General features: G+C 36.0%; 17 protein-coding genes. 7 read left to right on the forward strand and 10 right to left on the reverse strand.

Features of this window, described 5'->3' with window-relative positions; genetic code table 11:
* Positions 1-1,321 precede the first annotated feature (1,321 nt).
* The gene (pgl, locus tag RGRSB_RS06055) at positions 1,322-2,044 is read right to left on the reverse strand and encodes a 6-phosphogluconolactonase (RefSeq protein ID WP_119260273.1); all 723 of its coding nucleotides are present in this window, start codon (positions 2,042-2,044) and stop codon (positions 1,322-1,324) included.
* A gap of 481 nt (positions 2,045-2,525) precedes the next feature.
* Between pgl and hpsJ-B the strand changes: the two genes are divergently transcribed.
* The 3 genes from hpsJ-B (at position 2,526) to nusB (ending at position 5,067) form a co-directional block, all read left to right on the forward strand.
* Complete coding sequence (hpsJ-B, locus tag RGRSB_RS06060) at positions 2,526-3,317, forward strand: hormogonium polysaccharide biosynthesis protein HpsJ (RefSeq protein ID WP_119260274.1); 792 nt, start codon at positions 2,526-2,528, stop codon at positions 3,315-3,317.
* A 200-nt stretch (positions 3,318-3,517) separates the two neighbouring features.
* Entirely contained in the window at positions 3,518-4,258 is a 741-nt protein-coding gene (locus RGRSB_RS06065; protein WP_119260275.1) for a DUF502 domain-containing protein, read from the forward strand.
* 161 nt (positions 4,259-4,419) lie between these two features.
* Positions 4,420-5,067: a transcription antitermination factor NusB gene (nusB, locus tag RGRSB_RS06070; protein ID WP_119260276.1), complete on the forward strand. Its 648-nt coding sequence runs from the start codon at positions 4,420-4,422 to the stop codon at positions 5,065-5,067.
* A gap of 80 nt (positions 5,068-5,147) precedes the next feature.
* Here nusB and RGRSB_RS06075 read toward each other — a convergent pair whose 3' ends face one another.
* The 3 genes from RGRSB_RS06075 to RGRSB_RS06085 form a co-directional block, all read right to left on the reverse strand.
* Positions 5,148-5,390, reverse strand: a complete 243-nt coding sequence (locus tag RGRSB_RS06075) for a DUF1816 domain-containing protein (protein WP_232014480.1) — start codon at positions 5,388-5,390, stop codon at positions 5,148-5,150.
* Positions 5,391-5,506: 116 nt separating this feature from the next.
* Complete coding sequence (gene rlmB, locus RGRSB_RS06080) at positions 5,507-6,430, reverse strand: 23S rRNA (guanosine(2251)-2'-O)-methyltransferase RlmB (RefSeq protein ID WP_119260278.1); 924 nt, start codon at positions 6,428-6,430, stop codon at positions 5,507-5,509.
* Between the two features lie 321 nt (positions 6,431-6,751).
* Positions 6,752-8,020 (reverse strand): DHH family phosphoesterase, encoded by a 1,269-nt coding sequence (locus tag RGRSB_RS06085; RefSeq protein ID WP_119260279.1) that lies wholly within the window; start codon positions 8,018-8,020, stop codon positions 6,752-6,754.
* Between the two features lie 723 nt (positions 8,021-8,743).
* Here RGRSB_RS06085 and RGRSB_RS06090 point away from each other — a divergent pair.
* Positions 8,744-9,250 carry a gluconokinase gene (locus RGRSB_RS06090; protein ID WP_119260280.1) on the forward strand — a complete coding sequence of 169 codons (507 nt, stop codon included), beginning with the start codon at positions 8,744-8,746 and terminating at the stop codon, positions 9,248-9,250.
* Between the two features lie 851 nt (positions 9,251-10,101).
* On the opposite strand, the gene RGRSB_RS06095 is transcribed toward RGRSB_RS06090, so the two are convergent.
* The 6 genes from RGRSB_RS06095 to RGRSB_RS06120 form a co-directional block, all read right to left on the reverse strand.
* Positions 10,102-10,413 carry a DUF6679 family protein gene (locus RGRSB_RS06095; RefSeq protein ID WP_119260281.1) on the reverse strand — a complete coding sequence of 104 codons (312 nt, stop codon included), beginning with the start codon at positions 10,411-10,413 and terminating at the stop codon, positions 10,102-10,104.
* A gap of 1,435 nt (positions 10,414-11,848) precedes the next feature.
* Entirely contained in the window at positions 11,849-13,219 is a 1,371-nt protein-coding gene (gene opcA / locus RGRSB_RS06100; RefSeq protein ID WP_119260282.1) for a glucose-6-phosphate dehydrogenase assembly protein OpcA, read from the reverse strand.
* Between the two features lie 46 nt (positions 13,220-13,265).
* Positions 13,266-14,795, reverse strand: coding sequence for a glucose-6-phosphate dehydrogenase (gene zwf / locus RGRSB_RS06105; protein ID WP_119260283.1), 1,530 nt, complete (start codon positions 14,793-14,795; stop codon positions 13,266-13,268).
* 933 nt (positions 14,796-15,728) lie between these two features.
* On the reverse strand, positions 15,729-16,766 hold the full coding sequence (gene fbp / locus RGRSB_RS06110) for a class 1 fructose-bisphosphatase (RefSeq protein WP_119260284.1): 1,038 nt from the start codon (positions 16,764-16,766) through the stop codon (positions 15,729-15,731).
* An 805-nt stretch (positions 16,767-17,571) separates the two neighbouring features.
* The gene (locus RGRSB_RS06115; protein WP_119260285.1) at positions 17,572-17,988 is read right to left on the reverse strand and encodes a secondary thiamine-phosphate synthase enzyme YjbQ; all 417 of its coding nucleotides are present in this window, start codon (positions 17,986-17,988) and stop codon (positions 17,572-17,574) included.
* Between the two features lie 88 nt (positions 17,989-18,076).
* The gene (locus RGRSB_RS06120; protein ID WP_119260286.1) at positions 18,077-19,069 is read right to left on the reverse strand and encodes a ribose-phosphate pyrophosphokinase; all 993 of its coding nucleotides are present in this window, start codon (positions 19,067-19,069) and stop codon (positions 18,077-18,079) included.
* Positions 19,070-19,345: 276 nt separating this feature from the next.
* Between RGRSB_RS06120 and bioD the strand changes: the two genes are divergently transcribed.
* From bioD to RGRSB_RS06135, 3 genes are all read left to right on the forward strand, one after another.
* Positions 19,346-20,044, forward strand: coding sequence for a dethiobiotin synthase (gene bioD / locus RGRSB_RS06125; protein WP_119260287.1), 699 nt, complete (start codon positions 19,346-19,348; stop codon positions 20,042-20,044).
* Positions 20,041-21,798: an arginine--tRNA ligase gene (gene argS / locus RGRSB_RS06130; protein ID WP_119260288.1), complete on the forward strand. Its 1,758-nt coding sequence runs from the start codon at positions 20,041-20,043 to the stop codon at positions 21,796-21,798. The genes bioD and argS overlap by 4 nt, the downstream gene beginning before the upstream one ends.
* 1,401 nt (positions 21,799-23,199) lie before the next feature.
* Positions 23,200-24,033, forward strand: coding sequence for a COP23 domain-containing protein (locus tag RGRSB_RS06135; protein WP_119260289.1), 834 nt, complete (start codon positions 23,200-23,202; stop codon positions 24,031-24,033).
* Positions 24,034-24,062: the final 29 nt, after the last annotated feature.

The following is a 24,062-nucleotide window of genomic DNA, read 5'->3' on the forward strand; positions in this document are numbered from 1 at the left end:
TAGTCAGCAGATTATTTAATGGATGAACTGATTCCAAAGCAACCATAGGACGTCCAGTTATTTCTCTTCATTGAAATATTTAATTTTAAATTTATTTAAAATTAAATCTAGAATTTAGAAAATAATGTTCTTAATCAACTGATTTTTTGAAAAATCAGTTGATTAAAATTAATTGTAGGCAAAAGTTAGCCTTGTCCTTTTGAGAAATTACATTTGTCCTCAGTCTTTTGTATTCTCTGAATAAGAATACTGATAACAGTCAAAAATTGACTAAATTAATCGAGGTAGCCAGTTTAAATTATGATTCAAGTTCCTCAACGACTTCAAGTGTTGAATTAACATCTAAAACTTCTATACGCTGAAATAAATTCTTCTCTTATGCATCAAATACAATAAGTTTCAGAAATCATGGCGCTCAATCTTAATAACCTGGATTCTTCGGTCATCTTAACTCTGTTGTAGACAGGTATCGTATTCATAATTGTTGGAGTTACACACGATAAGTCAATCAATTCAATCGATCCATATCGGACTTAATATATTAATTACCAGAACAAAAAAGATCTCTTTAAGCGATCATTGGTTATTTTCCATACAATATGAAAACCTGCCCCCCATTAGGGGGTAGTCTTGGAATTAGATTAAAAATTCCTAAGACTAAATCGATTCAGTCTAGTCCAAATTTTCCTTTATATACCCTAACGATCCCTCAATATCTTTCCATTCAGTAAGACTAAGAAAGAGAACACACAAGCACAAACTAAACAAAGGACCGACGATAGTCACCTAAATAAGAATAGAGTAATGGAATTAGACTTAATACCTTGAGGGCAATCAACTAAGCTATGCCCTAATTAATGAAGTAAGGCCGAACTAAATAGTAACAAAACAATTGATTAGCTAAGTTAACCATCCTAATCCAGGGATACTACTCGCCAACTCTTAGCTTATAAGACCTTGAGCATGAACAAGAGCGATCAAAATCACAATTAAAAGCCAAAACTAAGAGGAATCAAGATATATAAAGATTCCTAAACAAAGAGCCGATTTACCATTTTTTTGTACAGATCTCAGGAGAGGTGAAGTTAGCTAGGGTCAGTAGATAATTAAGGGAAGTCTTATTAGCTGCGAGCTCGCCGATAGATCATCTACAACAAGAATTTTCAGAGGGGTGTGAACTAATAGTTAAGTGCAAACTATAAGCTACAGCACCTTAAATATAAACTACAGAACCTCTATGGTGGAAAGAAAATAATAAAACATTCATGGTCTTTACCCTGCTTACCCTCAAACCTTATCAAGAATAACTTGTCAGCTTCTGTTAACCTTTTAGTTCAGCCCCGGCTGCTTGATCAAGTAACCACCAGAGTTCGTCTTGGGGCTTAATAAAACGGGAGGGATAAGTTTTTCCATCGGCTTCAGGAGCCATAATTTGAGCTAAAGCCGGACGTTTATTCTCGCCAGCCACAATAAAAATCACACAATGAGCTTGATTAATCAAAGGGATAGTAAACGTTAGACGAGGTTGTCCATCTTTGTTACCTACAGTGATTAAGCAATTACGAACATCGAGGGCTGCTGTTTGAGGGAACAAGGAAGCTGTATGACCATCATCCCCCATACCAAGTAATACGACATCCAAAGAGGGAAACTCTTCTGGAAAAACCTGAAAAAACTCTCTTAATTCAGCCTCGTAGATTTGGGCATCAACAGCAGGATCACCTGACTCTGTGGGCATAGGATGGATATTTTCTGCTGGAATAGGGACTAGATTGAGCCAAGCTTGACGTGCCATTCGTTGATTACTGTCTGAATGATCACGACTCACGTAACGTTCGTCTCCCCAGAAAATATGTATTTTTTCCCAGGGTAAAGATTGCTTAGCTAAGGCTTCATACAATGGTTTAGGAGTGCTGCCCCCAGATAGAGCGAGGCTACATTTTCCTTTGTTTTGAATAGCATTAGTTATTTTTTCCACCGTCAGAGACAGAGATCGCTCAATTAGAGCAGTTTTATTGGGTAAGACTTCAATCAATTTTTTCATTGCTTTTAAATCGTGTTCAACTGTAACCTATGTAGACTCTTTATGAGCAAGGCTTTTAGATAGAAGGTAAAAGGAGACACCGGATCTATATTTTCGATGGGATTTCACCAACACGCAGTGTCAACCTAAAACAACTGAGAGGAACAAATTTCTTCAAATTCTAAACCCGTTCTCAGTTATTAGCTGTTTTAGCACAAACTAATCGGACCACTAAATACTATCATATTGACAGTGATTGTTATCCTGACAAATTTGTACCTAATGTTTTAACAGGATGGTTAGGAGAAAGATTTACTTGTCAATTCCCCAACAACATCCATTTTTTGGGGAGAGGGTTTGCCGAAAAGGGTATGACCCGTAGCTATTTTCGGTGTTTAAATTGCCTCTGAAATGGTGGTGAACTCTATTATTGTCAGGTATGGTTTAACCTCTTTCATCAATCCCCACTGAATAAATCAACAGCCAAGCAGATAAAATGACGATGAATAACCGTGCCTTTACCTCTCTTTCGCTTAAACTCATTGGAGTGGTTTTGCTCCTGTCTTCCTTGTTGGACTATATTACTCTAGCTATTCCTTTAAACTTGCAAAGTTCTCAATGGCAAATTGGATTGCTTACAAGTATTGTTGATCGTGGAATCGTTCCCTTGGTGGGGATAGGGTTGATTTTGGTCGGATATTTTATCGAAAACTTGAACGATGCTAATCCTCATAAACCCTCTGAATTCGATCTACGAGTCCCTATTTATGTCCTGGCTACCATTATGGGGCTTATGTTTTTGTTAATTGTTCCGCTTCATCTCAATAATCTTAATGAAGCTAAAGTCAATGCCCTTAATCAAATTGAACAAGGAGCTGGACAGGGATCTGAGCAAATTCAAGCATTTTTAAGTCAAATCGATCAATTATCTAAAAATCCCCAACGTCTTAGCCAACAGATTCAACAGTTAAATCAAGTAGTTGAGTCAGGACAAGTTCAAGGACAATCTCTCAATGCTCAACAGCTAGAACAATTACAACAACAACGTACCCAACTCAAACAATTACAGGATTTATCTAAAAATCCAACAGAATACAAAAATCGCATTGATGAGTTGACTGAACAATTAGAAGCGCAGTTAGTTGATCAACGCAGACAAGCCGAAAATAAAGCCAAAACTCAAGCTTTTAAGCAAAGTTTACGTATTGGGTTAAGTAGTTTGATGCTAGCTATCGTTTATAGTGCTGTTGGCTGGATTGGATTAAAAGTTGTGATGGGGAGCAAAACTTCTTAAATTTCAAGAAGACAAACCATCATAGCTAAATTGCCGATGTTCCTTTTGTCTTTCTGACTCAAATACTTTTTCAGCAATGCCTAAAAAGCCTACGATGACTAGACTCAGTGCGATTGGTTAGATTGATATCCCCTAAATTCTGAACAAACTATGATACGATAAATGGGATTAATTACCTTCTTATTGAAGAGTTTGCGGACGTGCTTCAAGGCTTCAAGCAAGATCTAAAAAATGATCTAATTGCCGGTTTGTTAGTGGTGATTCCTCTAGCAACAACCATTTGGCTAACTATCACTGTTGCTAGCTGGGTAGTTAATTTGCTGACGCAAATTCCTAAACAGCTTAATCCTTTTGACGGGCTTGATCCGATTCTGAGCTACTGTCTTAATTTGCTCGTGGGATTAGCCGTTCCTCTGCTCTGTATTTTGATTATTGGCTTAATGGCCCGCAATATTGCAGGCCGTTGGTTGTTGGATTTAGGAGAACGAATTTTACAATCAATTCCCTTGGCTGGAGCTGTTTATAAAACCCTTCAACAAATTCTAGAAACCCTATTTAAGGATTCTAAAAGTAAGTTTCGCCGCGTCGTCATGATCGAGTACCCCCGTCAAGGGGTATGGAGTCTTGGTTTTGTCACTGGAGCGTTGAGTGCTCAATTGCAATCTCATCTGAATGAGCCGATGCTTAGTGTTTTTATTCCGACAACTCCTAACCCTACCTCTGGGTGGTATGCTATTGTTTCTGAAAATGATGTGATTAACTTATCGATTTCCATCGAAGATGCCTTCAAAGTGCTGATTTCTGGCGGTATAGTCAGCCCTCATGCCACAGCATCGATTTCAGTTACTGTATCTCAATCTCATGATCAAAAGTTAGTTTCATTAGAAAACCCCATCATTCCAGAATCTGCTCATACTATTTCGACGGAAGACGAAACCTAATAAATGTGCATCATAAACTATACGGTTAATGGTTCATAGTTTGTCATAGCCTTATGAATTCCTGAGTACGAGTCTATTGCCTATTAACACGAGTGCAATTGTACAGTCTACTTTGGAATTTTTCTTGTTTTCTCACTTTTGATTCCTGATACCATCATACTATGCATTTTAATCAGAAACCTCGCCGAATATCCCGTGAATTGGCCTTGTTGAGTCTAAGTCAAATTAAGGGAGGTTCCGAAAAAATTGAACAAAAAGAGTTGAGCAATTTAGTCTTAGCAGCAATTCGTACTTTAACCACTGAAGGACAAGATATTTTGGAAACTGCTGCAGCAGAGATAACACGTAGTTATGAACGGTTGCTAAAAAGTGAGACTCGAGCGGCTGATGTTCAAAGTGCAAAAGCTATGGTGTCCGAAGCTATTGAACTAGCCCAAGGAGCTATTAACCGCTTAGTCCATGCAATTGAACTACCAGAAATAATTCAGCTTTCGAGTCAACACGAGGTGCGAGAGTATACATTGGAGTTGATCGAAACTGTTTATCATCGTCGACTCGAGATCGACCAGCAGCTTGAGTCCGTTCTCGTAGACTGGCAATTAAGCCGTTTGCCCAAAATTGATCGAGATATTTTAAGAATATCAGCGGCAGAGATTCTTTTTCTCAATGTCCCTCGCAAAGTCTCCATTAATGAAGCAGTAGAAATGGCTAAGCGCTATTCTGACGATGAGGGTTATCGTTTTATTAATGGAGTTTTACGGCGATTGACCGAACACTTGAGAAAATCTGAGAAAATTAATGACCCCTAAAGATCCCATCCAAAAAACTAGAAGACTTTGGAGTAGGGAATTAAAGCGATTTAGGAAGACTGACGATTGAAATGAGACATCTATTTCAATTGTTGGGTATTTTCTTTCTCATTAAAAATCGTTAAATTACTTGGCCTACACCGTTTAACAATTACTTGAATTTCTTGAGCTCCCTCAGATTGTAAGTCTTCGAGATAACCTCCGTAGCTGGCTTGCGCCGATTCTTTCCGGACAAATGGACCAAAATAGTAAGTACATTGGGGAGTTTTTGTAATAATTTCTATCCAGTAAGCTAGTCCGAGAAAATTCAACATTTTAAGCATAAGTTGTTTTATCCTCATTCTCTTCATAACAATTTTGATCGTTTTTGAAGTGCTATTGTAACGTTCTCTTCGTAAGAAAATTTCTAGCGTTTCATTAACCCCTTATGGTGTGTTAGTTATGAGTCAACATTTAGTTCTTTAACTTTAGAGTCTAGTTCAGACCCGAGATAAAGCTTACCTGACCAACGTTGACGATAGACTTCGTAAAGGGTAATAGCCGCCGCTACAGAAGCGTTTAAGCTTGGGGTTTTTCCTTCTAAAGGAATGGAGATAAGTTGATCACAAAAGCGTTGAGTTAATAAACTCAATCCATTCTCCTCCGAGCCTATCACCAATCCTATCGCGCCTCGAAGTTCTATACTGTGTAATAATTTACCTCCCTCAGTTGTAGTGCCATAAATCCAAAAACCAGCCATTTTTAATGTTTCTAAAGCTCGACTGAGATTTACAACCCTAGCCACAGGAAAGAATTCCAATGCCCCTGCGGCCACTTTAGCTACAGTAGAAGTCACTCCAGCTGCCCGTCGTTGAGGGATTACTAATCCTTGCGATCCTAATGCTTCAGCCGTGCGGATGATTGCCCCTAAGTTGTGGGGATCAGCAATGCCATCGGCAATGATGATTACTGGATCATCTATACTAGCTTTAGCTTGAGAAATTAACTCGTCTAGATCTTGATAACTATGGGAAGCAATTTGGGCTGCTACTCCCTGATGATTTCCCCCATGAGTTATTTGGTTTAGACGTTGAATGTTAACTTCATCAATTACTGTTCCTTTAGTTTTCGCTATTTGGAGTAAGGAATGAAAGCGAGTATCATAATGGAGTTTGTTCGTAATCCAAATTCGATTTAACTGGCGACCACTTTCTAAGGACGTAAGAACAGAATGGCGACCATAAACTAGATCGTTAGCGTCATCATCTTTCTGTGGAGCCTTGGGATGAATATTTGTTTTCAATAAAGATTTTTGTTTTTTTATTGTTGGTTTTTTAGATTTATAAGAATTACTATGAGAAACTGGATGAGGTTTTTCTGTCATAATCGATGTGTAGAGAAGAATAAAGATATGTATATATTTTTGGAAGCAAAGATTCTGGCGATCAATTTACCCATAAAACAATAGATAGTGAGTTAACTACCATAGAATTCCTCAGAAATAGCTAATGAAACTTACTAGAGGTGTACAAAATCTGAACTTTTGATTGTGGTCAGTTATATCATTTTTAGAGCTAGGACTACTTTGAACTAATTATAATAAATAGGCGAAGAATTGAGATAGAGCTAGTTTATTCTCTGCTAGCAGCGGTAGTCTTATTGAGATGAAGGTCATCTTGTATCTTCTAGATCACCCTATGAGAGGTCAGGTATGAACCACTTTATTTTCAGGATTTACTAACCTTAAAAGTTTTTGCTTAATTTGGGAGTCAAAGACTTCCCATTTAAGTTTAGTGTAGTTAGTGTTATCGTTGCCCCCCCCAAGAAAACCAATAGGAATTTCAAAACCACCAGCCATTTCTCTTCCTCCTCCATAGTATCGACCTTGACCATCTTTTCCCAGAGTTTCCTGTAGAAATTCATCAGGATCGAGGGTAAGCTTATTGGTTCTCAGGGAACCGACAACTACTTCAATATCATTATCTTGATCGTGAATAATGCCATACACTACGGCGGTATGAATATTCTCTTCTGTGACTAAAAAATCAGCAGCCTGGGGGATTGCATCTCGATCTTCGTAACGTAGATAACCTACTCCAGCAATAGAAACATTGTTTTGAGTCCAACGGTTTTTCAGTGATCGCTCGATCACATCCATCACTCTCCGTGAGCGCGCTGATTGTAGCACGGCATTAAGTAACTGAGAGTCATAAATCCGAGATAAATAAGCTGCTGCTAATAAGTCTTGTTCTTGAGCTTGGAGTAAATTATTAGTATCCGAACGAATGCCATGCATCAAAGCAGTTGCACACTTCACATGAACGTTATCACTGCTATCAAGGTCTAATAGTCCTGCCTGCAGGTATTGAGTAATAATCGTTGCGGTAGCGCGAATTTGAGGTCGCAAGTCAAGAAACTCTGCTCTAATATCTCCTTGTTTGCCATGATGATCAATAACAACAGCAATGGGAATGTTAGCTTGTTTCAACAACGGCATCAGTTGACTGGTATTCCCTTGACTATCGACTAACACGCAACTTTGATAAACAGAAAGATCTCGTTCTTTAAGGGTATTAACACTCCATCGTTTAGCAGGTAGCCCAGTTAACTTGACTAAGGCAATATTTTCCTGGTGGGATAAGGTTCCGGCATAGACGATATCACAGTTAATGTCATAGGGTTGGGCAATAAGTTGATAAGCCCAGGCACTTGAGAGGGCATCAGGATCAGGAAAATCCTGAATAACAACAATCTGACATTCTCCTTGATGGTGTTCTAAAGTCTGTTGTAACTTATGAGCAAGTTTTCCCGGGAGTACATCATGATTTTTCTTTCCATGACTGGAGAGAATAGTTGTCGAACTGTTCTCATCAGAATCCGTGTTCGTTCGGTCAGTTTCCCCCGGAGTTGACTGCGATCTTAACTTTGTCTGCGAGGTTGTATGGTTACTAGGAGTAAGTAAGGTTGATTTCATCTGCAAGTAGTTTAGTTAGAAGAGATGGCTAATAATGGAAATTAATTTAAGAGGTTCAGAGATTTTTAACTAACTGCGGTCAGAGTCTAGCATTTCACTAGAAAGATTTGGCAAGAAGACAACTCTATGAAGAGTAAAAGGCAATTAGGATGGGTAACCGTATATTCAACTACTTTATCGACATACAGAAGGATACCTAAGGTTACTTTAGGGTCCTCTTATGATTGATCGGCAAGACAAAGTATTTCTAAATCTTTTGACAAAAAATCTAGAAATAAAGACTCAATTTAGATTAGACACATTTTCTAAATTACTCTATTATTTTAACGTAATTTTTACAGTAGGTTTTTTTTTGTCATAAAACAGTAAGATTTAACCACAGATCCTTAAATGAATATCATTATAATCAATAATTTTATCTTAAATACTTCTAAATAAACCCATGTTTTATTATCGATAATTTTGTTTACTCTTAAATTATTCTCCAAAAAACCAAATGATAATAATCAAGCATAGAATATTTAGTAAACTCAAGGATAATGACTTAAAGTTATGGAACAAGATAATAGGGATGATCGTTAAAACATGAAAAAAAATCCAGTTAAATATTAGGAATATTAAAACTAAAATTAGTAATTTCATCGGTTGAAATAATTTAGATTTTAAGTTCTTGCTTAACTAACGTTAATTAACTTTTTTTATAGAAAAATAAAAGATAATCTTATGATTTATATAATAATGGGTGTATCTGGTTCGGGAAAAACAACTATAGGAAAACAACTTAGCTATCATTTGGAATATCATTTTTATGATGCAGATGATTTTCATACACCAGAAAATATCCAAAAAATGAGTAAGGGAATTTCTCTTAATGACAAAGATCGCCAGCCCTGGTTACTATCTCTCAGTTACTTAATTAATAACCTACAAGAACACAAAAAAAATGCTATTATTGCCTGCTCATCTCTCAAGAAATCCTACAGACAATTATTACAAGGTAATCATCAAGATCTAGTTTGGATTTATCTTAAAGGAAGTTTTGAACAAATTATGGAAAGACTTGACAAACGAAAAGAACATTTTATGAAAAGTCAGATGCTCAAGTCTCAATTTAAAGATCTAGAAGAACCAGAAAACGCGATTATTCTCGATATTAGTTCAACTACAGAAAAAATAATAAAACAGATCTTATCTAAGATAATTTTCTCTGAAAAATTTAGTAAAAATTGAAAATTATTAGTCAAAAAAAAATTCTAATTGAGAAGTAAAATCATGATATTTAGGGTAAAGTATGAAATATAATCATTAATATAATTTCTGATTAATTGTAGCAATTATTGATATTGCTACAATTAATTTTTAATTATATAAGTAGCCAGCATAACGTTCCTTCTACCAAAGCTATCCCCGTCAGGGATAGCTATATCGATTAATTTATTTAGCTTTTTTTCACAAAAATAAATGATAAACTATTGATAGCATTTGCTTATTATAATTGGGAAGCATAAATTCTCTAAGTAATTCAAATACTAAAAATTTATTCTCTTCAAATACAAAATTTTAAAGTGGAAGATTGATCGCATATCCTTCATAAAAATGTCGCACTGTATAGACTATTTACTCTGCAAGCTCCACTAATTTCATAAAACGAATGACTTTAATTCCTTTGCACTCAACTTCTAATACGGTAAAAGTCTTTAGGACATCCCTGATGGGTAAGTTTCATCAAGTCCGACTAACTGAATGTTTTAGAAACAGCTGATCTCCAGATTCAAAATCCCCAATATTGGAGATTAATTTCAAGAGATATCTCCATAAATTAACACTGGAAAACTTTTGGTTAAACAGTGTTTAGGAGTAACGTAATCACTCTTATCAGATTTGAATTCTTCGAACGACTTACCCAAAATAAGTTAATAAAGTCATTGATGACAGTAAACTTCTTCTATATAAACCGCGCAGGTGTACAACATAGATTTTTTTTGATTAAGATGTAGAACCGGACACGACAATCTATCATTCAGACAACTTCATGAATAAGGTCAAACAATCTGCACTGTACACGAAGGACCACGAGGGATTTACTCTTGATTTGATTCGGGAGAATGGGGATGAATTTGTTCCTCGCTAGGACATTCATCAGCAATAGGGAGCTCAGAATTGTATCTTGAGACGGATGCTAGTTTCTGACTCAGAGAACCAATACTCTCGAGTCGGACCATTTCCTCCCAGGAGCTAATCTCGTCATCTTCTTCGGTTTCATAACGGATTGTGACTAAGTCTCCTTCTAGGGAGACTATAGTAGCTCCTTCAATCCAACGCTGTTGATCCCGCAAGAAAAGACAGACTTCACGACCCTCTGTACAGATTTGATAAATCTTACGATGTAGCATAGGTCTCTCCTTAGCAGGTAATACATCTCAGTCATAATAATGTCATCTTAACAATAACATACTGACTCCTGTCCATGAGAAGAGAAAATCTTTTGGTTTAGCTAAATAGTTTAGATGAGTTGCTCCCAAAAATAGTCTAAATCTAGGTTGTTTAAGTCTAATGCTTTCCAGAAAAGGTTGTACTCAGTATAATCTCCAAAAGAAATGATTATAGCTCTTCTAGATTAAGAATATACAGAGTTACAGTCAACAACTTCTAAAATTTTTATCAAATCAAGATTTTATTGTTAGCTATCATACACGATACTTTTACATACTATGTAAAGGTACTGTTTTTAACGGTGTATCATTTTGTGTAATATATTGGTGCTAAAAAATTTAGTGCTACATGAGTTTTTAGGATAATTGAAATTAGACATTGTCTAAATATCATCTCGTCACTTTTGAATCCATCGCTGAGAAAAATTAACAGTGTAAATAATGTTTTCTTTCCCTCTATAGTTGTGTTAACTATCTTGACGAATTTCAAATTTCTGGATTGTAATTTGTCTATAAACATAAAAAAGAAAGTCTAGAGAGGGTATAAATAGCATATCTACTATCATGAACAAGCATTAGCTTAAATTGAGCTATTAATTTTTCTAATCTATTAAATTAGACTATATAGTTCGTATTGAGAAATGTTTTAGTGAATAAACAGTACTTTTCTGTATTTATAATATCCTTACAAAATTTTTAATTTTTTAAAATTGTTAATGACTGACATCTCTTTGATTTTTTTTCTCTGAACTTTTTCCCATTCCCTGCTCCCTATTTTTAACTATAAATTAACTATTCTAAGTTCAGTCTGAATGAGAATGGAAAGTTAAAAAAAGAAACCCAACTAAATATGCTCAGAATATAGGAACAAGATAAAAGTTTAGATGATATTTAATCAATAAAAAAACAAGATAAATAAGTAGGTAAAACTAAAAAATTTAAAAAAAAAGAAATAGAGACGATAATTATTTTTGATAATGACTCAGTTCACATACTAATCTAGTTAAAGCTAAACTGAAAAAATGGGAATAAAAAGAATTATATTTGTTTAACTTATAAATTTATAATCTTGACCTAAATATGATATAAAAAATCTGATATAAAAGTAGTGTTCTAAAATAGAAATTTATAAAATTACTAGAAAGATGTTTAGAGTTATCTACTCATAGTAGTCTAACCATTAGAAAATTTTATAAAAATAGTCAATTGACTATTAGATCCTTGTCTTGGATAGATAAAAATGTCTATTTTTAAGATAAATTACCGGCTAAATGTTTTATTTTGCAAGGTTTCCAAAAATTTATCATGCAAAATATGCTAACCATAAACAAAGGGCAGTTTTAAAGGATAAATTTACCTTTAAACTTGCCCTCAAACATTGAGAATAAGTTAACCCTTAAGATTGACTCGCCAATTTAAGAATTTGGTCTACAACTTCCATACTTTCTTTATAAAGAAGATCCTGACCCCAGCGTTGCAATTGTTTACTCAACAGTTGGTCAGTTTTTTGATCTGCTAAGGAAGTTACTTGTTCAATACGACAGGCTTGCGCGCCGCCAGAAGCTTCCATCCGCATACATCCAGTAGTTCCTGAACAGAAAACTGTGCAACAGTCTGCTTCAAGATTAGTTGAACTCAACTTAAGACTAATTAAGTCCCCTAAAACTTCACCCCAGTCTGTTAAAGGAACCCCTGCTAGTTCTACTTCAATAGATCTATTTTCACCATTGATAAACTCAATTCGTCGAATATCGTATTCTCCACTTTCGTGCTTATAATCAACAGGTTTCCATTGTAAGCGACTGGCGATCCATCCAAGGAACATCAATGCTTGGGCTGGATTCCCCTTCTCATAATCAATAGTTCCCCGATCAATTTCTTGGACAGCATCACGACGTTCCGGGGGATCAAATGCAGCAGCGGTTAACTCTTGCCACGCACCTAAACGCGCCCAGTTTAAATCGGCTAAAGAAACATCATCGGCTAACATTTCAATAGTGCGAAATAAATCTCCTTCAGGATCGCTAAAAATACTAGAGTCGATAATCAGGGTGTCCCCTTGGGATACTAGACGTTTGAACAAGCTGTATTCAGGAGCAGGTTCAGCTTTCCACCAAACAAAAGTAGACAGCCCACTAATAGTCAAATCAGAGATAATCCCTCCAATTCTATCCAAAGCTTCTGCGGTTCCGTGTAAGGTGATATACTCACAACAAACTAAAGTATTTTGACTGCGTTTATTGACTGGACAATAGGCAGAAACTTGAGCTTTGACTCCGTTATCCTCGCCAACGGTAGGACAAAGGGTGATGATTCGACAAGGATTCGCCGAAGCGATGGTATCGGCAATTCCTGTACCTTCCAAATCGGGAGTGTACTGTTGAGAAGCCCGTTGCTGTACATCGGTTAGTCTTCCTTCAGCTTTGGCTTTTTCAAGTTCTTTCTTCAACCTATCGAGTAAGGCTTGGCTGGATTTCCCTGTTACCTCTATCTCATAAGCTTTCTGGGCTGATTTAACCGCGGCGATAGTCCGAGGTCCAGCGATGCCATCTACTGGACCAGTATAAAAGCCTAGGGTAGCTAATAAATGTTGGGTGGGTTCAGGTTCATAAACCACAAAGGTAAAAGTGGTTGCCCTAGTAGCAGCTATCCCATCTCCATCTGTGCCGTAACTTTGCCAAATACTGGCTAGTTCAGTCTCAATGACATCGATAGAAACATCCTTTGGATCTTGTAGGGAAACTAGAGGGGGGGTTTGGGTAGTCATGGTGGGTTCTTCGTTTACATTCTACAATTAACAATTGTTTCCTCAACTACAATCGTCGCCAACGCCGACCATCGCGGTTCAACAACAATTCAGCTTCTTCGGGTTCCCAGGTTCCGGCTTCGTATTGAGGAACGGTAGACGGGTCGGCTTCGCCGTCCCAAGCAGATAAAATGGGAGTGACAACACGCCAAGCTTCTTCCACTTCATCAGCACGAGTAAATAGGGTTTGATCCCCTAACATAGTGTCGAGGAGGAGACGATGGTAAGCATCAGCGGTTGCCATGCCAAAGGAAGACCCATAATTAAAGTCCATTTCCACTGTACGGGTTCTCAATTCTGCCCCAGGCATTTTGGCTTCAAACCTTAGAGCAATACCCTCATTGGGTTGAATTCGCATACTCAATATGTTCGCATTAGTCTGATGAGCAACAGATTGGAAAATAAGTAGGGGAACTTCCTTAAATTGAATGGCAATTTCAGTGACTTTTTTAGGTAGACGTTTTCCTGTCCGTAGATAAAAAGGAACCCCTTTCCAACGCCAGTTATCAATCATTAATTTCATGGCGACGTAGGTGGGGGTAGTGGAATTGGGGTTAACTCCTGGTTCTTCCCGATAGCCAGCAACAGATTTTCCTTTCATCCATCCTGCTTTATACTGTCCACGAACTGCTGAATTTTCTAAGTTGTGAAGATCTGCGAGGCGTGTCGCTTGCAATACTTTTACTTTTTCATTACGAACACTATCAGCACTTAGAGCGTTAGGAGGTTCCATCGCCGTTAGACAAAACAGCTGCATTAAGTGATTTTGCAGCATGTCCCGCAAGGCCCCAGAGCTTTCATAATAACCCGCCCGATCTTCAACCCCGACGGTTTCAGCCACAGTAATTTGAACGTTATCTACAAATTGACGGTTCCAAAGGGGCTCAAAAATGGCGTTGGCAAAGCGGAAAACCAACAAGTTCTGAACAGTTTCTTTCCCTAAATAATGGTCAATGCGATAAACTTGTTCTTCTTTACAAACGTTTTGAACAATCCGGTTTAAAACTTGAGCTGAACTTAAGTCTTTACCAAAAGGTTTTTCAATGACAATACGGTGTTTGACAGGATCACTTAGCATTCCTGTCGCCCCTAGTTGTTTGATGCCAGGAGGAAAGAAGCTAGGGGAAACCGAGAGATAAAAGACGCGGTTGCCTCGTGTTCCTCGCTTATCGTCGAGTTCTTCTAAGAAAGCTTTAAGTTTGTGATAGCTTTCTGACTCATCCATGTTGCCACGGCAATAGAATAACCCTTGGGCAAAATCATTCCAGAGTTGTTCGTTGCCGATACCATCAGAGAATTCTTCAATTCCCTTACGCATCTGTTCCCGAAAAAAATCGTGACTCCAGTCCCGACGGGCAACCCCTACGATAGTTAGTCCTGGGGGAAGTCGCCGTTCTTGTTTCATTTTATAGACGGCGGGAACGAGTTTCCGTTGAGTAAGGTCGCCAGAAGCCCCAAAAATTACGAGTATTAGGGGTTCTGGGGTTCTTTCTTGGCGTAGTCCTACGCGGAAGGGGTTTTCTAGCAGCGTTACCATAGAGTTTTCAAATGCTCCTTCGTTAATCTCCAGTGTACTGAGAACTTCTTTGATTTCAGGGAACTTATCACAGAAAATTAAGCTTTGGTTATTATATCTGTATTCAGATATCTTGGGAAGAGTGGTAGAAAACAAAAGAAAACACAAAGAAAGCAACTTTTGAATGTTTCTAGCTTTTAGCTCTTTTATAGTTTAAAGTTTTATTTTGAAAGATTATTGTATTTCTTATAAAAAAAAGATAACTATTTATTGGTATTAATAATTTATAAAAAAATTTAATTTTGATTGTATCAAATTAATCTAATTTCTTATCATTGCTAGCTTTAATAAGTGTTGACAACCTAAGTATTTAATACTCTATTTTTTTTACTGTAATATCAATTAATACGAATAAAGTTAACTAAAAAAAATTATTTATAAAAATTGTTAATCTTTTTTACTAACTTTTATTTTAATTTTTGCTAAAACTTAAAAACTTTTTTTAATGAACTTTATTCTCAATTGTGTGTGAACAATTACATTTTTATTTCTAGAAAATAGAACTAATTTGTTAGAAACTAGCTTTCCTAGAGAAAATGAGTAGCAAAAATAATTTTTAAAAATTTATGTTGTCTTTTGCTTAAAAATTTTTGTATTGTTGTTATTCTTGTTTTTTCAATGCTGATATGATGTTTATATCCCATAAATTTGAACGAGTAAAATCTTTGCAAAGTCTGCTCTTCTGGTAATTAGTAAGCCTAAAAATTTCCACAAGAACCCTACAGCTCTTAGGTTTTGACTAAAACCTAAGAGCTGTAGGGTTCTTGCTAATTGCTATCAGAGTTGGGATAACCCACATCCGTAGCTTTTTTTTCTAACTATCTAGGAAAAAGAACAAGCCTCTCAATACAAAGACTCTATAAGGAGTAGACCAAAATATTACGCCTTTGCCGTCTAATTTTCCCGATTTTTGCGATCTTCAATAAATGACTCAACGAGCTTAACATCGTCTTTAGAACCGATCACTAATGGAGTTCTTGCGTGCAGTTTATCGGGAACGATATCTAAGATTCTTGTGGTACCGTCGCTAGCCTTTCCTCCTGCTTGTTCAATCAAAAAAGCGAGGGGCGCAGTTTCATAAAGCAATCGTAATTTTCCCTCAGGTTTTTTAACTGTGCCTGGATAAAGAAATACTCCCCCTTGCATTAAAATTCGGTGTACATCTCCGACCAAAGCTCCACTATAACGAGCGGTGTATCCTTCATGGCGGTGAACATAACGAGTATAGTCTCGAAAAGCTTCATCCCACTGCCAAAAATTTCCTTCATTGTTACTGTAAACCGGTCCATGATCGGGAATCTTAATATCTTCTTGAGCAAGGATAAATTCTCCTAAACTGGGGTCAAGAAGAAAAGAGTGAACCCCATGACCAATGGAGTAAACTAACATAGTCGAAGGACCATAGAGAATATATCCGGCTGCTAGTTGTCCTTTGCCATCTTGCAATAAATCCGCTTCATCTTCATTCATTACCTGTTGTTGACGAATGGCAAAAATAGATCCCACGTTTAAGTTAATATCCACATTAGAGGAACCATCGATGGGATCATAAAGAAGAGTATAGCGTCCGATAGGACAATTTTCTGGAATATAATAGGGGTTGTCCATTTCTTCAGAAGCCAGACGACAAACTAAGCCACTTTGCTTAAATACAGAAATAAATACATCGTTAGCGTAGACATCCATCTTTTTGACGGATTCTCCCTGAACATTAGTTTCTCCCGTAAATCCTAAAACATCGGCCATCAGACCGGCACGGCTAAGGCGACGGGCAATCAGTTTCCCAGCCAAGGCAATGCGGGTCATGATAGCACTAAGATCCTGGGCTTCCGGGGAAAAGCTTTGGAGTTGTTGGAGAATGTGGCGAGAAAGAGTAGTACAGTCACGATCTAGGCTGCATTCTGGAACAGCTACAGGCTGGAAGCTAGTCATAATGAAGTCATCCGGTCAAAAGTTAAGAAGTCAGAAGTTTGACTTCATCTATATTGCTTGTGATCGATCTTAATCAATGATCGCTGCTTTGCTCAATAACTTTAGATTAGCTTCAGGTTATGCCGGAATTATTGATCAAATCAAAATGAACACAGAAATGAATCTAAAATTAGAGTAATCGAAGGATATAACCTAATGTATTAGAGTGAATAATACATTAGGTAGCTAAATAGGCTTAATACCTAAACTTTCTAGTTATTATTCTAATTTTTAAACTTTTATTGCCTATTCTTGAGAGGTAAAATATTGTTCACCCTGCGGATCATGCCAATAATTTTGTAAAAGATTATGGATTATAAAATCCTAAGAGCTCTTTTCGATATTTTCGTCATAATTTTCTTTTTTTTAACTATATTTCCCTAGTCGCGTTTAAGAAACCTTTCTAAGGTTAGTATAAAAGTACTTTATTTATCTCATCAAACATATGACATTCGTAACTTCACATCAATAAAATACGGGAAATATAAAGAGTCAAAAACTATCAGAAATAGTAACATCTATCATTTTTTTAGATAGACATAGAAATCCAGTCTCAATAGAGCATTATAAATTTGGATTATTAGTAGGATCAGGCTATCTTTCTACTTAGAGAAAACAGGAGCTTAAATTCCAATTGAATGGACTGTATATTAAGCATAATTATCGATCAAAAGTTTTTTTATAGAAGTTAATTTTTAAAATTTGATCATAGATTGACTAGCAATACAAAAAAAATATTACTAATCAATCTACTTAGAGTTTACGTTCAGACTCCACTTATATGAATAATAATATCCCGTTTATGACTACCTGATCGGTGTTCCCAAAGATAAACACCTTGCCAAATGCCTAACATTAATCGACCTTGACTAATAGGAATTTGCTCAGAGGTCTTTGTTAACGCCGAGCGAATATGGGCAGGCATATCGTCAGGTCCTTCGGTGCTATGAACATATCGTCCTGATTCGGGAACTAATTGGGTAAAGAAATTAGATAAATCTATTAAAACATCAGGATCAGCATTTTCTTGAATTACCAATGATGCTGATGTATGAAGTACGAAAATAGTACACAATCCTGTTTTAATTCCAGACTCAGCAACCGCTTCTTCCACCGTACGGGTAATGCGATGAAAATCTTTTCCTCTGGTCGTAATAGATAGTTTCTTCTGATGGCAATTCATAAATCAGTAACCGATAATCAACAATTAGTAATCAGCAATTGGTACTCAATTGCTGATTATTTTAAAGCAATAAGAAATGATTAGATAACTAGCGGAACATACTACTAACAGAAGTATCTTCATGAATGCGCCAGATAGCTTCACCGATCAAGTTAGCAACCGAGAGAACTGTTAATTGTTTAAAACGATGTTCTTTTGGAACACTGATTGTGTTGGTCACAATAACTTCTTCCAACATTCCACTCGATAACCTAGAAATGGCTGGTTCTGAGAAGACAGCATGAGTTGCACAGGCATAAACCTGTCTTGCACCTTCTTTACGCAATAGTCTAGCCCCTTCTAAAATGGTGCCGGCCGTGTCGATCATATCATCGACTAAAACGGCGGTTTTTCCTTGAACATCCCCAATTAAATTTAACACTTCAGCCACATTATGAGCTTGACGACGTTTATCAATAATTGCTAAGGGAGCTCCATTAAGTTTTTTAGCAAATGCCCTTGCCCTAGCCACACCTCCCACGTCAGGGGAGACAACTACTAAATCAGAAAGCTGTTTACTTGCTAAATAATTAATGATCACGGGAGATCCATAAACGTGATCAAAGGGAATGTCAAAATAACCCTGTATTTGGGCTGAATGTAAATCCATGGCTAATACCCGTTGGGCCCCAGCTTCAGTGAATAAATTAGCTACTAATTTAGCTGTAATCGATTCGCGCCCGGCGGTTTTACGATCAGCCCGTCCATAGGCATAATAGGGAATAACAGCAGTAATTTGCCGCGCTGATGCCCGACGACAGGCATCAATCATAATCAGCAATTCCATGAAGTGATCATTCACAGGATGAGAACAAGGTTGGATTAAATAAACATCACATCCACGAATAGATTCCTGAATCTGAACATAGAGTTCCCCATCAGCAAATTTTTTGCGAACCATTGGACCAATGTTCATTCCTAAATAACAGGCAACCTCTTGCGCCAGAGGAATGTTCGCAGACCCTGAAAAAAGACTTAGACGATTGTTCTCTGACAGTGTTGGCGCTGTCGGAGCTAAAGTTAATATAGGAGTATGACTCACAGCAGACTCTTGTCCCTTTAAATTATGGCAAATCTATCATCTCAGGTTTTTTACTTGCCTGAGTGAGTTTTCTTCTCTACATACGATCATATCGAACGCTCCCCTCGATAGATATACATGCACAGATAGTTTTTATACTTGAAAATTTTAGGTAATCCTTCTGAAAAGTTAGCAAACTAATGAGACAATTAAGAAGAGTTGTTTTTATTGTTCCCTAAACTTAAACAAAACTAAACAATTATTAGAAAATTTCAAGAGCTTTTTTTGATTGATAAAATGACAACATTGTTAATTGCAGGAACAGATACAGAGTCCGGTAAAACCATTGTTACAGCTGCTTTAGCGGCTTATTGGCAAAAATATTATTCCCATCAACCTTTAGGGTTAATGAAACTGTTGCAAACAGGAGAAGGAGATTACCAATATTATCAGCGATTGTTTGCTGATTTCACCTTGGTACAAGTAGTTAATCCCTTGTCTTTTCAAACTCCTGTGGCTCCACCCATCGCAGCCCAACGCGAAGGACGATCCATTCCTTTACAAGAAGTTTGGCAAGATTTAGTTTCCTTGCAGCAAACATCTGATTTTATTTTAGTCGAAGGATTAGGGGGTTTGGGATCTCCACTAACTTGGGAGTTAACAGTCGCTGATTTAGCGAGAGAATGGCGGTTGTTGACAGTGTTAGTTGTTCCGGTGAAGTTAGGAGCGGTCGCCAAAGCAGTGGCTAATGTAGCCTTAGCCCGTCAAAGTAATGTTAAACTCAAAGGCATTGTTTTCAGCTGTTCTGAGTTTGTTTCTGAACAGGAATTAACCGATTGGATTCCTATAGAGTTAATTCAACAATTGACGGGAGTCCGAGTCTTAGGAATTCTACCTTATTTACCAGATATAAATGATCTCAATAGATTAGCTCAAGTTTCTTCTAATCTAGATTTGGAGTGTTTATTTGACAACCTTTTATTGTATAAAATATGACCTCTATTAGTAAACAATTAACCGAATATTTTTGTCAAGCATTAATTAATGCTTTCGGGACTGATTTTGCTGAAATTGATCCATTAGTAGTTCTAGTAAGTAATCCTAAGTTTGGAGATTATCAATCGAATATTGCTCTAGTTTTAGCTAAAAAATTAGGGAGAAATCCGAGAGATATCGCAAGAAAAATTATTGATAACTTAGCATTGGAAGAGTTAGGAGAACCCCCCACTATTGCTGGACCAGGATTTATTAATATCAGGCTGAAGATAACTTATCTTGAAAGTCAGCTTAAAGCAAGTCGATCTGATCCTCGTTTAGGCATAGAGAGAACTGACCTTTCCCAAAAGGTAATTGTTGATTTTTCTAGTCCCAATATTGCTAAAGAGATGCATGTTGGACATCTACGATCTACTATTATCGGTGATTGTATTGCCCGAACTTTAGAATTTAGAGGTCATCAAGTTCTAAGACTCAATCATTTGGGAGATTGGGGAACACAATTTGGGATGTTAATTGCTTATTTAGGCGAAGTTTACCCTGATGCTTTAACCACAGCAGATGCTTTAGATATTGGAGATTTAGGAGCATTTTACAAAAAAGCCAAACAACGCTTTGATAAAGATGAAAACTTTAAACAAACTGCTAGGAATAAAGTAGTTAAATTACAAGCCGGCGATGAAAAAACACGTCATGCTTGGCAATTATTATGTGATCAGTCCCGTCGGGAGTTTCAGGTCATTTATGATCGTTTAGATATTAAATTAACTGAACGAGGAGAGTCTTTTTATAATCCTTTCTTGGAAGATCTTGTTAAAGAATTAGACAAACAAGAGTTACTTAAAGAAGATGCAGGAGCGCAATGTGTTTTTTTAGATGGATTTACTAATAAAGTAGGTGATCCTTTTCCCTTAATTATTCAAAAGTCTGATGGGGGTTATAACTATGCAACTAGTGATTTAGCTGCCTTAAAATACCGCATTGAAGAAGATAAAGCAGAACGAATTATTTATGTTACTGATGCTGGACAAGCTAATCATTTTGCCCAAGTTTTTCAGGTGGCTAGAAAAGCTAAAATAATTTCTGATCAGTTGGAGATTATTCATGTTCCTTTTGGTTTAGTTAAAGGAGAAGATGGCAAAAGATTAAAAACTCGTTCTGGAATAACAGTAAAACTACGAGACTTATTAGATGAAGCCGTTAATCATGCACGTCAAGATCTTGAAAAAAGACTGAAGAAAGAACAAAGAAAAGAGTCTATAGAGTTCATTGATAACGTTTCCCAAGTTGTTGGAATTAGTGCCGTTAAGTATGCAGATCTACGTCAAAATCGAACTAGTGATTATGTTTTTAGCTATGAAAAAATGCTAACATTGCAAGGGAATACAGCCCCTTATATGCTTTATGCTTATGCAAGGATACAAAGTATTAGTCGAGAGGGAAAAATTGATTTTCAGAAGTTAGAAAAAGATATTGAGATTACTCTTAATGAAGACACTGAGATTGATCTAGGAAAATACTTATTACAGTTAAGCGAAGTGATTAAGGAAGTTGAAAAAACTTTACTCCCTAATCGTTTATGTGATTACCTATATGAACTAAGTAAAAAGTTTAATCGGTTTTATGAAAATTGTCCAGTCCTTAAATCAGAAGAAGTTTTGAAAACATCTCGTTTATTACTGTGTGATTTAACAGCAAGAACTCTAAAATTAGGTTTGTCTTTGTTGGGTATTTCTGTTTTGGAAAGAATGTAACGAAACTTTTAGTCCTTCTAGACTAGCTGCAACAACATGGATAATCAATAAATAAAAATTTTGGAAATTATTGGCTACCCATTTATCACATTCAGTCCAGAAAGACTATACAATAAGTTTTTAGATGAAATTTATATTTTCAAAAACGTCGACATCTATTAAAACATTAGGAATTAATTTAATTTTTGAGAAATTATGTTTTTTTTAAAAGTAAAAAAATAAACAATAATTTTAGCAGTCCGAAAACTTATTTTCTTTTATTATAATTAATTTAATACTTTAAACTAAAACTAAAATAATTATATTTTTTCACTAAGTAGATAGTTATTAATGATAATAACCTTCATGATTTTATTTATGAATAAGAGAATTAATTGCAAATTATATTAGTAATTACTCAAAGTTATTACAGGTAAGATGATGATAGATTAGTTCCGCCGTGATATAACCTCTAACATAAAAGTATTACAATACTTTTATGTTATTGAAATTAACTTTTAAAAAGTTGAGTATCTTGAAAAATGTATGTTCAATTTTTTATCTTGTCAAGTCATTATTTCCTTATGAAATTTGGCTAAAAATATGAGCAATAACACAAATTTTACAAGTTTTTTTATTAAAAAAAATAATATTTACTGTTTTAAAATACATTTTTAAATCCTTAAATTAACCGATGGATATTTGCTGCTCTGAATTAATTCAACAATATATTGAAAATACAACGATTAATCAGCTTTAAATTGACATTCAATTGCTTTTATCGAGAGAACCCCATACAATCCATACTTTTAAAAAGTTACCAATCCATGACAACTATACAAATTTCTCAGTTATCGTCAGGAACTTTAGCTTGCAAATTTTTTCAAAAATCTTTCGCAATTTGAGACTCCCAGTGACGTTATTGTAATCGTAAACTGGATAATACTGACCATATCTTAGGAAGCATCATGACAGTCTAATTTTTAGAGTAGGCTCACGCAAAACTAATAAAATTAGTTGACGAAACCACTCTTAGCCTTGGAAGTTACCTGATTTTAGAAAGTAGTTATACATAAACTTGCCAAAAACCGTCTAAAAAAGCAACTATATTTGTTTTTTTGGAAAAATATTGTACTATAATAGCGGATTAACCACAACCATTTAGTAAAAGCGATTTATGCTCTTTCGAATTTCCAGAATTTATGTTTACTAACTGAATGCGGTGGCTTACTGTCTAAAAAAGAAATCAAATTAATTGGAAAAATTATTAAATAAATCATCGATAATCAGTAATTGTTGCAGTAATTGAAGTGTCACGTTTTTATGTTTAAAAAACCTAAATTAGGACTACCTTTAGTGTAGGGAGTTACTTGTAACGGAGGAACTTTCGACTTTATACTACCTTTTAGGTAAACTTAAATTATGACAAATTCAGTAAAAGTAGATAGCAATTTTCTAATTAAAACAATAGGCTTTTCTTTAATTGTTATTTCTATTTCCGTACAATCAAGCGTGATGGCTCAGTCTAATAACTATAATGTACCTACGAACTCCGCTGACATTATTATTGAAACTGCTCCATCGAATTCTTCCTCTCCTACACCTTTTAATGCTAATTCAGGAAACGAACGGTTTATCTGTCAGTTAGAAAGAGGTAGATATACCGTTATGTACTATCCTCAAAATCAAGACCGTTGGCCTTATCCTTGGGCAATTCCCAGTGATTTAGAGAATGGTTGGACGGCACAACGACGTTGTAATGAAATTAGTCGTCGTCTAGAAATGTATCGACCTGATGGATTATTAGAATTAAAAACAGGAAGAGAAAATAACTACGACACTATCTGTGTTACCACTCAACAAGACCGCTCGTGTAGGATTGTTCTGACCATTCCTCCTAATCAAAATCCTGAGATTACTCGCAATAAAATTTTCCAAACTTTAATAGCGGCAGAAGAAGGACAATATACCCAAGGCGTTAATGCTTTTACTGACAGTAAAACTAGTGGGTCGATCATCAATCAATTTGGTCGAATTTTTAATGATAATTTATCCCGACAGAATAATTTATCTCCCTCAAATAATGCCATCAACTTACGACCTTTTCTTGATCCAAGTGATGGAGGAACAGGTTTCAAACTACTAAATAATTCCACCACTCCTGCTCTTACTCCCACTCCTGTTCGAACAAACCCCTCTAGTCTTTGGATGTTAGATCTAGATAAATTCAGATTAAGAATAGACTCAATTCCTTAGTATCGATAGTTAAACCAGATAAATAAAGT

It is taken from the genome of cyanobacterium endosymbiont of Rhopalodia gibberula, from assembly GCF_003574135.1.
Classification (GTDB): domain Bacteria; phylum Cyanobacteriota; class Cyanobacteriia; order Cyanobacteriales; family Microcystaceae; genus Rippkaea.